Source organism: Anaerolineales bacterium (assembly GCA_015075625.1).
Classification (GTDB): domain Bacteria; phylum Chloroflexota; class Anaerolineae; order Aggregatilineales; family UBA2796; genus UBA2796.
Map to the genome: position 1 here is coordinate 1109396 of JABTTZ010000002.1, position 13162 is coordinate 1122557.

At 58.8% G+C, this 13162-nt stretch carries 11 protein-coding genes; 1 reads left to right on the forward strand and 10 read right to left on the reverse strand.

The features are described from left to right. Window positions 1–165 precede the first annotated feature (165 nt). On the forward strand, window positions 166–2142 hold the full coding sequence (locus HS103_13325) for a hypothetical protein (GenBank protein ID MBE7513782.1): 1977 nt from the start codon (window positions 166–168) through the stop codon (window positions 2140–2142). A gap of 162 nt (window positions 2143–2304) precedes the next feature. Here HS103_13325 and HS103_13330 read toward each other — a convergent pair whose 3' ends face one another. The 10 genes from HS103_13330 to HS103_13375 form a co-directional block, all read right to left on the reverse strand. Continuing rightward, window positions 2305–4224: a VanW family protein gene (locus HS103_13330; protein MBE7513783.1), complete on the reverse strand. Its 1920-nt coding sequence runs from the start codon at window positions 4222–4224 to the stop codon at window positions 2305–2307. 397 nt (window positions 4225–4621) lie between these two features. Then, entirely contained in the window at window positions 4622–4903 is a 282-nt protein-coding gene (locus HS103_13335) for a hypothetical protein (GenBank protein ID MBE7513784.1), read from the reverse strand. Beyond that, window positions 4878–5834, reverse strand: a complete 957-nt coding sequence (locus HS103_13340; protein MBE7513785.1) for a GNAT family N-acetyltransferase — start codon at window positions 5832–5834, stop codon at window positions 4878–4880. The genes HS103_13335 and HS103_13340 overlap by 26 nt, the downstream gene beginning before the upstream one ends. Window positions 5835–5905: 71 nt before the next feature. After that, window positions 5906–8230 (reverse strand): polyribonucleotide nucleotidyltransferase, encoded by a 2325-nt coding sequence (locus tag HS103_13345; protein MBE7513786.1) that lies wholly within the window; start codon window positions 8228–8230, stop codon window positions 5906–5908. Between the two features lie 140 nt (window positions 8231–8370). Next, window positions 8371–8652 carry a 30S ribosomal protein S15 gene (gene rpsO / locus HS103_13350; GenBank protein ID MBE7513787.1) on the reverse strand — a complete coding sequence of 94 codons (282 nt, stop codon included), beginning with the start codon at window positions 8650–8652 and terminating at the stop codon, window positions 8371–8373. A 96-nt stretch (window positions 8653–8748) separates the two neighbouring features. Continuing rightward, window positions 8749–10347: a DUF2029 domain-containing protein gene (locus tag HS103_13355; protein ID MBE7513788.1), complete on the reverse strand. Its 1599-nt coding sequence runs from the start codon at window positions 10345–10347 to the stop codon at window positions 8749–8751. Continuing rightward, window positions 10296–11552: a prolyl oligopeptidase family serine peptidase gene (locus tag HS103_13360; protein ID MBE7513789.1), complete on the reverse strand. Its 1257-nt coding sequence runs from the start codon at window positions 11550–11552 to the stop codon at window positions 10296–10298. Before HS103_13360 ends, HS103_13355 begins: the two co-directional genes overlap by 52 nt. A gap of 84 nt (window positions 11553–11636) precedes the next feature. Further along, window positions 11637–11969 (reverse strand): AzlD domain-containing protein, encoded by a 333-nt coding sequence (locus HS103_13365; protein ID MBE7513790.1) that lies wholly within the window; start codon window positions 11967–11969, stop codon window positions 11637–11639. After that, window positions 11962–12732: an AzlC family ABC transporter permease gene (locus HS103_13370; protein ID MBE7513791.1), complete on the reverse strand. Its 771-nt coding sequence runs from the start codon at window positions 12730–12732 to the stop codon at window positions 11962–11964. Before HS103_13370 ends, HS103_13365 begins: the two co-directional genes overlap by 8 nt. 102 nt (window positions 12733–12834) lie before the next feature. After that, complete coding sequence (locus HS103_13375; GenBank protein MBE7513792.1) at window positions 12835–13092, reverse strand: hypothetical protein; 258 nt, start codon at window positions 13090–13092, stop codon at window positions 12835–12837. Window positions 13093–13162: the final 70 nt, after the last annotated feature.

The following is a 13162-nucleotide window of genomic DNA, read 5'->3' on the forward strand; positions in this document are numbered from 1 at the left end:
CAACGGCGTAAGTCCGACAGAAGGCTGATGTGTCTCTCTGTGCCGTTGGTTCTTCGCCGATTTGCCGCCACACTACCTCGCAACACAATAAAATGCTACACTACCCAGTCTGAGGTTGTGGTTGCCTGTTGTAAGTAGACCGACCCAAAGGGGGAATAGATCGTGATGAAACGTGTGATCATCACCAGCGCGATGGTGGTTGTTTTAGCGCTTAGCCTCGGCATGGTTGCTCTGACCGTGACTGGTCAAGGAGGGCTGCCTTCCGAACCGCCTATCATCACTGTCATGTATGGTGAGCAGTCCTTTGAAGGGGAGGTTGGCTCTGCCTGTTGGCAATCCGACGATGGGTCGCCGCTTTGCACCTTTGTTGATGATCCGCAGCCCGATGAGGCGATTGCCGTCACTGAGAGCGATTTGATCACCTTTGTGGTCACCCCCGCCGATCCAACCCCGCTCTTTCTGACGATTGCCCTTCCCGACAGACCCGCCACTGATGGGACAATCCCCGAAAGCGAACTAGGGATGACGGGCGAGTTTAAGGTGAACGGTTTGGGCTTGGGCGATGTCCGCGTGACGGTCACCGCTAGCTATTCGGCGGGCGATGGCGAATATTTTGTCACCTATGCCTTTCGCCTGACGATTTCCGAGGCGGTTGCCCTCGCCACCGAAACCCCCACCGCAGAACCTACCGAAGCGCCCACCACTGCGGCAACTGCCGTCGCCACTGCGGCTGCTACAGAGACAGCCACCCAACCTTCAACGGCTGTTCCCACCGAAAGCGCTGCCCCAACCACTGAGCCTACTGCGCCCACCGCCGAATCGACGGCACAACCAACAGCAGAGGCGAGCCTCGCTCCAACCGCTGAACCAACCGCTGAACCAACCGCTGAACCAACCACCGAACCAACAGTCAAACCAACGATCAGCATTGTCGTCATTGGGGCAACCGATACACCCATCCCCCTCGCCACCCTTCAACCCACCGAGGAAGCTACTGTCGAGGCAACGCCGCTCCCCACGACGGATGCTACGACTGCCCCAACCGCAGTCGTTGAATCAACGGCAGCGCCAACAACAGCGCCAACCGTTGAAGTATCCCCTAGCGCTACCCTTGAGGTCACGGCAGCGCCAACAACAGTGTCAACCGTAGAGCCAACCTCAACGCTCATCGCGCCGACGGCGACGCCCACCGAATCCCTTCCGCCAACGGTGCTGCCCATCTCCCCGACGCCGTTGATCGTCATCATTGAGGCGACGCCAACCCCCACCTTCACCCCAACTAAGGTACGTTTTGAGGCGCTGCCGCCAAGGCTAGAAGGCGACCTCATGGTAATTTCACTGAGAATCGACGAAAATGCCGACTTAATCAAGGCGTTCCGTGTTAATGAGGTGTTTTTGAATGATCTGACAACCGTTTTTAACGGTACTATCCCAATGACCGGCTTTAATTATAGGATTGAAATTCCCTTTCCATTGTTGGGGCGTCGCGCTGGCGCTTATCGCATTGAAATTGTCGCCTTAAATGCCGCAAGAGAAGCCATATCGGATCCGGTAGAGGTTCGCCATTATTTCGACCCACCGCCCACCGCAATGGCGACTGGGACAGCAACACCACCGCCCACCCCGACCCTCTTTATCCCGACCATCGTCCCATTGGGAGACCCCAATGCCACACCTGTCGTTGCGATGACGGCAACCCCGTCCATTTTCATCCCCACCGTTGAGCCAACCTTTGGCGCTCCCACCATTGCCCCGCCCATCGGCACGGATACCCCCAATGCGCCAAACCTTCTCTTAGGAATTGGCGACCAAACCTTTGATCCGGTGGCGGTACGTGGCTGCGTTATCGATGCGGCTGGCGCAACCACCTGCACCGAAGGTCCATTGGATGCCCGTGAACCGCGTGCCGTGATCCCCGTCCGCAGCGTGGGGACGTTTACCTTTGCCGAGACGCCCAGCACAGTCCTTATCAGCGTATTTACAGGCGATGGGACGACAAACCAACAAACGGATCGCTTGGCGTTTGGGGAACAAATCCAGTATGTCCTGCCGAGCTTGCCAGGGACATACCTCCTGACGGTGGAGATCGCCTGGAGCGGCGGGACGGCAACCTATCTGTTCCGGCTGTCGGTAACCCCTTAAATCCTGCGTGGTCGTCCACGCCGCCGTAGGGACGCCCCCCTGGGCGTCCGTGTAGCGCCCGCCGCTTTAGCAGCGGGCTGAGATCAACCACCCTTACGGGGCTTAAAGGCAAAAGCCGCATCCTCTATGCGGCTTTCAACCCCGCGCTTTTTCCTTTCACCCTCACTGATTCTTCGGCGCGTACCCAGGGGCAACCAAAAACTGATCCGACCAGGGCAGGTAATGGCTGTAGATTTCCTCGCCATTCACCAGCACCCTGTCGCCTTCCTTCACCGTCCGCCACACGCGGACATCCACCCCGTTCACCGCATAATCGATCTGGCGACGCTCACCGGGGCGTAGGCTGGCTGATTCCGTGTATTTTGCCTTTCCGTGTGGAACGGTGTCCGAAAGTTTCGGTCCCTCCACGTAAACGGTGCGCCCCATCCGCGTGCTGTAAAACTTGAACGTCAGCGATTGTTTCGTCGGGTTGAAATACGCCTCCATCAAAACGTGGTAGGGTGTGTCGTTCTTCCATTTCAGGTCTACAATCGGCGCGTATACCGTCGCATCCAAGCCAACACCCGCCTTGAAACTCTGCCCGTTTGCCGTCGCTGCCCCGCTTTCATAGTAGCCGACGCGGTAGCCGTGTGCATAGCGTTCGACAATCGGGTAGCCCCCGAAAAACGCCGCCTGAAAAACAGTGGACGACACTTGACAAACACCGCCACCAACACCCTGAATCGTCCGATCCCCAAAGATGACCAACCCCGTTTCATAGCCCGTCTCTGGGCTAACATCACCCAGATAGCGATTGAACGAGAATACTTCGCCCGGACTGATCACTAACCCATGAAACTTCGAGGCAGCAACCTGAATGTTTGTCCGTCGTTCATCGGTAGACCCATAGAAGAAGGTGGTCGCTTCCACCACGAGTTCGGTAATCCCTAGCTCTTGCGGGGTTGCTTTGCTGTTTGCCGTCGGGATCAGCGCATCGAAGCGAAGGGGAACAGTGCGGTTCTCGCCTCGGAAGATCGCCGCCTCAAAGAGCGCCGCCGTCTCGTTGATGTTCAGCGTTCGCCCGCTGACGCTTTCCTGAATCACCTCCAGCGCTTTCGCCTGATCATTGAAGATGAAGCGGGCATTTGCCGGATTCACCGTCAGATCAGCGGCAAGTGTGGCAAGAAAATCCTTCAGCGGGGCAACGTTCGTCCCCACCTCATAATGTGCCGTGCCATCCCCGTTTTCCACCCGTGTGACGGAGAGCAGCCCACCGATGAAATCGGGCGTTGCCTGCCACGGTCCGGGGTCGCTGGTCGTCGCCGCCTCAATAAAGAGTTTGATCGGTGAGGACACCGCCGCCCGCAGCTTAGCCGCCGCTGCCTCCACATCGCGCACTGTCGGCTGGCTCTCGCGGATCACAAGAGGGACTTCCGCGCCGGTGCCAAGGTTCATCACCACCGGACGAATGGCAACCATCGTCGCCGCCACATCCAACTGGCGTCCATTCTGTGCTGGCGTGCTGGTGACCACCGTCCCCCGCAGCATCAGCGTGGCGTCCAACACCGGACGGTTAATTTCCCCTCCGATCTGTTCAAGAATCGCCGCCGCTTTCGCCTCATCAAAAACAATGATTGGGGCGACGGCACGCCCATTCAGCCATGCCTCGCCCTGCGCCATGAAGTTGGCGACGATCCCCGCCCCCCGCCCGATTTGGTAGGCGGCGTCTACCGTCTTTTCAGCGTCAAAGCGCACTCCGAGGTCTTCAGCGGTGCGCTGCCATGCCTTTTCACCATCGCGGAAGGTGAACACGGCGTTTGTCCCATAGGTGTAATGTGCCGAGAGCGCACTGATCGCCTGTTCGCGGGTCATTCCCGATAGGTCAATGCCATAGGCAGAGACGCCCGGATAGATCAAGCGGTCATACTGCACTTGGAGCAAGGCGACATAAATCATGCCGAGGAACAGCAGCAGAAACAGTGCCGTTGCCGCCAACAGCGGAATACGGATCAGCCAGGGGGCAAGCCCACCGCTCTGGTAAGGTTGGCGGCGGGGCGGTGGTGGCGTGACGCGAACATCACGAGGGGCGCGGGATGTACTCATGGCAACACTCGTTAACACACTTCAGCGTAGGAACAGTATGCCACAAAACAATGCGCTTTGCCCTCATCCTACGCTCAGAAACGACCCCACCCCCTAGCCCCGCCGCAAGGCATGAACAAAGGCGCTTGCTGTTGGATAGCGCTCTGCGGGTTCTTTTGCCAAAACGCGCTCAACCGCATTCACAACAGCAGGAGGAAGATCAGGGTTAACAGTCAGGGAGTTAATCGGTTTGGCTTGCAAATGGCGCTGCCGCGTAGAAGGAGTGACAGTGGGTGTGGGGAGACAGGTCGCCCTCTCTGTCGGGGTGTTGCCCTTGTTTAGCGTTGAGCTAAGGGAGGTGGGCGGACGCGCCGCAGCGCGTCCCTACAGGGAGGGGCGAAGGGGGGTGAAATGACCTCTAGGCTTCTTCCGCTTCTAACACATCACCGCCAAGCGAGGTCAGGATCACCTTTTCCTCTACCAAGCGAATGACGCCCATTTCGCGCAGCGCTTCCCAACCGGGGACTTGCGCCACCGTTGGAAAATCACCCTTCTCCATGATCGACTCCACCTTTTGGAGCGTTTTGATCTGCTCTGGGGTGATCGCTTCGATGAGGATCAATTGACGGCGCATCTTGTTGTATTCGTGCGCCCGGATGCGGTTCTTACGGGCTTTATCCTTCAGCGTTGTACGTGGCATGAGTCGATTCCTCTTGTGTGTTCTGATCGGTGTCTAGATGTTTTGTAAATAAACAGGCGCGTCCACCCCCATCGGCGGGACGACGCCATCCGGCTTGCTCAATGGCAACCAAGCGTTCGGGGGCAACGGGCAGCATATGGCGAATCGCCCCTATCCCTTGCGCTGCTGCCCACCCTCGTAGTGCCGCCGCCATCGGCGCTAACCAGCCCCGCGCCGCATCAAGGTAATTGACATGGAGCGTGGGCGTTTCCTCGGCTGTTTTGGGGGGAACGGTGAGGGCGATGATCACCCCATCCAGTTCCCCATGTGCGCCATACCAGCCAAGCATCTGCTCAGCCGCCGCCCATGAGATTAGGCGTTCGTCCGTAATCAGGCGGCACAGCCAGCGCATCTCACAGGTACTCCCAGAGGCGAGGGCGAAGGTGGGCGATTTGCGCAGGAAACCCCACACGCTCGAGAGATCACTTTCTTTAAGAAAGCGAAACGCCTCACCTCCCCTATAACGATCATCTGGCTCAGCGGTGTAGCGCAAAAAGCGTGCCGTCTGTCTGAAACCCGTCCCCATAGACATTTTGTGAACGGCATGGTTGTCATACTCTGTGCAAAAACGGAGGACGCCGCTTGCCAGCACCATCGCCCGCCCAACGCCATACTCGTGCAGGGCGCGTCCAATGCCTTGTCCGGCGTGGTGGGGGTGGACGCGCAAACCCTCTAACCACCACTCGCCCGCGCCCAGTTTCGTCAGTTTTCCCGTGCCAACGACGCCCATTGGCGACTCGGCAACGTAAAACTCACCGTTTGGGTCGGCAAGCCACGCCTCAATATAGCGGGGAAGGTAATCTGTCCCTTCCCATGTCAGCGCCGAGATCGCCTCAATGTCGGGACGATCAGTGATGCGTGCTGGACGAAGCTGAAGGGTGAGAGTGGGCATGAGTTTCGTTTAGACCTGCGCATCGCCCCGCCCGCTCTGGTTGAGAACGGGCGGGGAAAGTGGAGTTTGGCTTAGTCTCGGTTGCCCCATCCGCCGCGATTGCCACCACCGCCGCTGCCGCCGCTGCGATTGCCACCACCGCCACCACCGCTGCCGCCGCGATAGCCACCACCACCGCCGCCGCCACGCCGGTCACCACCGCGATCCCCGCCACCGCTGCGCCCACCACCGCTTGGACGACGATCTTGCTCGCGGGCTTCTTCGGGGGTCAGGTCTTCAAGGACAGCTTTGCGGCTGAGGCGCACCTTGCCCTCGGCAATATCGGTGACCATGACCATCAATTCATCGCCCATGCTGATCTCGTCTTCGATGCGCTCAATACGCCGATCCGAAAGCTGACTGATATGCACCAAGCCATCGCGTCCGGGGAGGAATTCCACGAACACACCGTAAGGTTCGATGCGCGTCACCTTGCCGGTGTAGATGCGCCCAATGACCGCATCTTCGGTCATACCGGTGATGATCTCAGCAACCTTATCCGCCGCCGCCCCGTTCACCGAGGAAATAAAGACCGTTCCATCCTGCTGCACTTCGATGGTGACGCCGTGCTGTTCTTGCAGCCCGCGCACCGTCTTGCCGCCGGGTCCGATCACCGCCCCAATTTTCTCCGTTTCGATCTTCACCGTGAGCAAACGGGGGGCGTTTGGGCTGAGGGCGCGGCGTGGTTCGGGAATGGTTGCCAGCATGACATCCATGATCGTCATCCGTGCGGCGTGCGCTTGTTCCAGCGCCTCGCCCATGACCGCCCACGAGACACCCTTGATTTTCAAGTCCATCTGGAGCGCCGTCACACCGTCGCGTGTTCCGGCAACCTTGAAGTCCATATCCCCGATGTGGTCTTCCAAGCCCTGAATATCGGTGAGAACAGCGTATTTATCGCCGTCGGTGATCAAGCCCATAGCAATTCCGGCGACGGGCGCTTTCAACGGCACACCCGCATCCATCAACGCCAATGTGCTGCCGCAGACGCTCGCCATGCTCGTGCTTCCATTGGAAGAAAGCACCTCGCTGACGACGCGAATCGTGTAGGGGAATACAGACTCGTCGGGGATGACGTTGCGGAGAGCGGTTTCCGCCAGCGCCCCGTGACCAATTTCGCGCCGTTTCGGTCCGCGCAGGGGGGAGGATTCCCCGCTGGCGAAGGGGGGCATGTTGTAATGATGCATGTACCGCTTGGAGGTATCCGGCTCTAGGGTATCCAACTGTTGGCTATCTGCCGGAACGCCCAATGTGACAACGCTCATGACCTGTGTCCGCCCGCGCTGGAACAAGCCTGAGCCATGTACACGGGGGAGGATGCTCACCTCTGCGCTCAGGGGGCGAATGTCCTTCAGTCCGCGCCCGTCGGGGCGAATGCCTTCGTTCAAGATGCGGCGGCGAACTTCTTCGGTGACGACATCCTCAAAGCCCGCCATAATCTGCTGTGGGGTATAGCTATCCGCTGCGTCGCGTGCCGCCTCAACAGGGCTGCCGTATTCGGCAACAAGGGAGTCGCGCAGGTCCCACAGTTCGGCTTGGCGTTCGTCTGTGTTCCCACGCAAAGCAATAATTTGGGCGATCTGTCCGGCGGCGCGTGTCCGCACTCTATCCATCAGATCGGTCTTGGGTTTGGCGGGGGTGTAATCAGCCTTTGGCTTGCCCACTGCCGCCCGCATTTCTTCTTGAACGCGGAAAATATCTTGCATCGATTCTTGGGCAAGTTTGAGGGCATCAACGAGGGTCGCCTCGCTCACTTCCAGCGCCCCGCACTCCACCATGTTAATCGCATCTTTCGTCCCTGCCACGCGCAGATCGAGAAGGCTTTTTTCCATCTCGGCATAGGTTGGGTTAGCGATCAGTTTGCCATCGACAAGGGCGATGCGCACCCCGCCAACGGGGCCATCAAAGGGGACATCGGAGATGGTCAGCGCTGCGCTTGCGCCCAAAATGCAGAGCATGTCCAGCGGACGCTCTTGATCGAAGGCGAGGGCGTTGATCACAATTTGCACATCGTTGCGGAGGTCTTTGGGAAAGAGAGGGCGAAGGGGGCGATCTGTGACGCGGCTGGTCAGAATTGCCTGCTCGCCCGGGCGACCCTCGCGGCGGAAAAACGACCCGGGAATACGCCCGACGGCGTAGAGGCGCTCCTCATATTCAACGGTGAGGGGGAAAAAATCGATTCCCTCGCGGATATTGCGGCTCATGACCACTGTCGCCAGGATCACGGTGTCGCCCATGCGGACTGTCACTGCGCCACCGGCTTGGGGTGCGAGCTTCCCCGTCTCAATGGTTATTGTCTCGCTGCCGAGTGTGGCTGTAAAGCGTCGTGCTTGCTGTGCTTGCTCGCCGTTCGTCATAAATATTGCCTAGCTCCTTAACCTTTGCCTATGCGGTATGACAGACCACATCGGTGATTGCCCCCTTTTCGAGTCGCAATCACCGATGTGGTATTCATTCGTGGGTTGTATGGGGTGCGCCGGGGGGAGTCGCGGTGACTCTAACGCCCAATGTAATCGCGCAAGCCCAAGCGTTCAATGAGTGCCTTGTAGCCAGCGAGATTTGTCTTGTGAAGATAGCGAAGGTGGCGCAGGCGCTGCCCAACCAGTTTGAGCAGACCCCGCCGTGAGGTTTCGTCGTGCTTGTGAACCTTCAAATGCTCCGTCAATTGGAGAATCCGTGTGGTGAGCATCGCAATCTGAACTTCCGGCGAACCTGTATCTTTTTCGTGCCGTCCAAATTCCTTGAAAACGTCACTTTTTTCATTTGTAGACATGGGCATGGCGTTCATTCCTCCATTGGGTATAAGGTGTCACCAGAGCGGGCAGAACGCACTCGCCCGCTGGTCAATGAATAGACGGAAGGCATTGTAGCACAGTCAGGGGGTGATCGCAATCCTAGCCAACGTCAGCACATCCCCCACCGAAGTGATATCGATGTATTGATTGCCGCTGCTGTAGCCCGTCAGTGTGCCGCTGTTCAATTTTAGGGAGAGCGTGATTACCACGCGCCCTGCGGTCTGGGGAAGGGGGAGGGCGTGATACGTCGTGCGCAGCCCCCGCCGTAGAATCTCGGCGGCGATCTCGTCGGTGATCGTCGTTAAGGGCTGCCCGTCCTCGTTGGTGGCGCTCAAGGTGACGCTAAGGGGCTGCGTGGCGGCGCGTTTGACCTCCCACTCCAACCCAATGCGGAGGATATCACCCGCCGCCGCCTCTGCGCGGTCAAGGCTGTAGGTCTGCAAGGTGAGATCGGGTGTGTAGAGGATGGAGGCGGCATAGAGCCTGAACACGCCAATCGGTTTTGTGCGGCGCAGCCACGCTCCATCGGAGACATACCCAAGCCGCTCAAGCGTTTCTGTGCCAAAGCGTGAGCTTGGGTTAAATCCGGCGCTCAGGGCGATCACATCCGGCGCATACTTGATCACGATAGAGCGATCATCCCCAAATTCGCGCAGAAAGAACACATCGGGCTGAAACCGTCCGTCGAAGGCGATCAGGGTTTGGTTAGCGGTGCGTTCATACTGCCCGTAATCGTCGGCACGCGGGATACCTACCGTGCCAGCGTTGAGCGGAAGGGCGGTCAGAGGTGTCGAAGAACGTTTTTCGGCAGCGAGAACACCACTCACGACGATCAGACAGGCAAGAGGGGGAATCACCCCGAAAAAACGGCGAGAGGAGGAGAGATGCCGCGCTACCCAAACGATTGGCGCGGCGGCGCCCACCACGATGATCAGCCGCAGTGTATCGGAGGGGATGCCGCTGATCAGAATCCCAACCAACCCCTCGCCATAGACATACACCAGAAAGGCACCCCCCACCCCCAAAGGGAGGGCATAGGCAAGGATGAAGGTTCCCCCCCGCCCGGCGAGGGTTGCCCAAACGATCCCCACCAGCACGAGAAGCCCTATCTCAACGGTGATTAGGGTTGCCAGCGCAAAGCAGAGCGCGGCAGGGGTGTGCCGTTTGTGCGCCATGAGCAGGAAGGCGCATAGCGCTACACCAAGCCCCACCGGAGCAGCCGTACCCGCCCCGAAGGACACCACCCCTACATAAAATGCCGCGCTAAGACCCGCCATAAGCCGATCTGTTTGGCGGCGGGCAAGGGCGAACACCGCCCCCCCGCCAAGCCCCGCACTCAGCGCAAAGAGCAGCGGCGGCGGGATGACCACCAACAGGGCAAGATAAAGGGGCGCCGGAAGCAGCAGAACAACTTCGCCCGCATTAAAGACAAACCCATGTCCAGCGCGGGCGTTCAGCGCATAGGCGGTGGCAATGTCGCTGTAGGCGCGGTGGGTTTCCCAGAGCAAGCCATAAAGGGCGATCCCGACGATTGCCCCGCTGATCCCAACAATCAGGATCAGCGCCACCTCAAGACGCCCTTCCCGGAGGGGGAAAGGGATATCGGATGCGGGATGGCTGCCCTGATTCACCAATTCGTCCTCAGCTTGCCCATCGCGTTGTAAATGGCGTCTTTCCAATACCAGTAATCCCAATTATCGCCATCGCGCCCCAAGTAGGCTTGAAACCACTTCATCGTTTCGGGGTAGCCTTCATCGTGGGTGAACAGCCCGTGATCGCCATATGCCTGTACGATCAGTTTCACCGTTCGCCCCGCCCGCTGCATCGCCTTTGCCAATGCCTTCGATTGCTCCACCGAGACAACGGTATCGGCGTCGCCATGCTGAAGAAGAAGGGGGACGCGGATGCTTCCCGCCCAATAGGTGGCAGAGCGTGCTTTGAAGGCGGCGGGGTTGCTTCCCGTTGTGCCGCCCACAAGATCGGGATACGCGCCGCTGTTCAGTTCGGGAATTTGCTTTGCCCACATAAAGAGATCGGCAAGCCCGCTGGTGGTGGCGGCAACTTTGATTGCGCCGCTGCCGTGTTCGCCCAATTTTTTGAGAGCAAGGTAGGTCATCAGCGCCCCCCGTGAGGAGCCGAACATCCCGATGCGGTCGGGGTCGGTGTAGGGGCGGGAGGTGAGGACAGGGATCAGGTTCAGCACGTCGTTCACATCGCCGCCGCCCAATTGATCAGCCCCTTCGCTGCCGGGTCCGCCGCGATATTGTGAGGCGGCGACGACAAACCCCATCTCGGCAAAGTAGGCAAACTCATAGCCTTGCAACGCGCCCGTATCCCGATTCCCGCCGCGATTGTAGATCACCGCCGGATACTTCCCCGGTGAGCGCGGCTCGGCAAGGAATCCAGCAATGCGCAAACCATCGCTGAAGTAGACGATCCGGTAGTAATCCACGCGGTCTGTCTGGGCATAGAGCGTCATCGACTCAATCTGCCCATTCGCGCCGTTGGCGGGGGGAGGCGCGACGGGGTTTTCGCCACCGGTATTGCCAGCCGTCCCGCCGCTTGATGGTGGCGGGGCGGCATCGCCAACGGGGAGGGCGAACAAGTTCCCTTTGAAACTGAGGTAGGCGACGCTCAACCACCCTTGTTTATCCTCAAAGGTGACTTTCACCCATCCCGTTTTCTCGTCACGGGCAAAGGCGAGAAGGGGTGTTCCGGCGGGTATTTTTGCTAGTGTCTCGTGCCGTGTGCCGGGTCCCGCCCGAAGGTTCACCAGTGTGTCTGTGGTCACCTCCACGCCGCCCTGCGCCTGAACGCCGAGCGGGAGGGCGATCAGGAAAAAGGTAACTAGGCAAACAAGCCCCCGACAGCATAGAGATCGCATCACAGAGTCCTTCACTGGGTCAACATGAGGACTATCTTACCACTGACTACCCATGAAAGGGGATCAGCCGCTCTGCGATTCCCTTCATAACCCGCCCAAGAGCAGCCGCCATACCCACAAGGTGATCATCCCGCCGATGATCGTCAGCAGCAGGTTTTTCGTCCGAAAGGCGATCAGGGCGGCGACCACGCCGGCGATTAGATAGCTGTTGTCCACCCGCAGCGCTAAATCCCCGTTTTTCAGAGTGATGAAGGGGACGATGATCGCCGTCAGAACGGCGGGCGGGACAAACTTTAAGGCACGCAGCGCCCACATAGGGAGCGGCATCCGCCCGACCATTGCCAGCACCGGATAACGCGAGACAAAGGTGACGGCAACCATCCCCGCCACCAGCGCCACCTCGTTGATCTCATTCATGGGAAACCGCCTCCACTGCCACTGCTTCCATTGCGCCTTTCATGGGTGCGCGTTGCCCCTCGGCAATCATCCCCACCGCCACCCCCACCAGCGCGGCGGCGATCAACCCCAAGCGGTTGGGCAAGCTATTAAAGGCTAATGCCGCCAGCCCTGCCGAAACCGTCGCAAGGAACGCCGGACGGCTTTTGATCAGCGGGATCAACATCCCAATGAAGGTGGCGACGAGGGCAAATTCTAAGCCCAGTCGGGCGATAGTCTCGGTGGGGACTGCCCCCACTGTGAGCAGCCCGACAGCCGTCCACACCTGCCAATTGGTATACATAAAGACAGCCGAGCCGAGGTAGTACCAATGCTTGTTGGGGGAGTCATCCGGCTCGTTGTAACGGGTGATCACGGTGACAAAGGTTTCGTCCGTCAGCCAGAAGCCAAGCGGCAAGAGCCACCGTTGGGGAAGGTGCTTCACATGCTTGGCAAGCGTTGCCGAATACAAGGCGTGGCGCACATTGACGATGAACGTTGTCAAGATAATGACGAACACCGTTGCCCCGCCGTTCACCAACTGCGCGGCAATAAATTGCGACGATCCGGCAAAGACAAAAAGCGACATTGCCATCGCTGCGGTGGGGGAAACTTTGTTGAGCGCTGCCGTTGCCCCGAAGATGAACCCAAAGGGAATTGCCCCGATAACAAGGGGGATGGTGGCGCGAAACCCCGCCCAAAATTCGGCGCGGGGCGTGCGGTGAAGGAGTGGTGACTCCGGCATGGTGACTCCTATTTAGGTAGACGGCTTATGAATCCGTCGGGGAAACAGGAGTCAGTATGCCACAGCTTTCTGGATGTGGATCAGTCCAATGCAGACCAACGTTTAGGCGGAGCGAGCCACCTCAAAAATGAGCGTGGTCAAGGTGGGTGTATCGCCAAAATGAGGGGTCGAAATGATCGCCGCTTCCTCATCCTGATTGACAGCAAGACTTTCCCCGCTGTGCAAGACAATATCTTGTCCGTTGTGGCTGACCCATGCCTCGCCAGTGAGAATATGTACCGTTAATGCCTTGTGCGGAATGTCTAGGGTGTTCAGAATTTCCCCGTTGCGCAGTTGAAAACGCCATGTTGACTGACTCATCGTCTGGTGTTCCTCATCATCCGACAACGAAGATTATCTCATGAGACAATCATTCAGTCCAACAAATAAA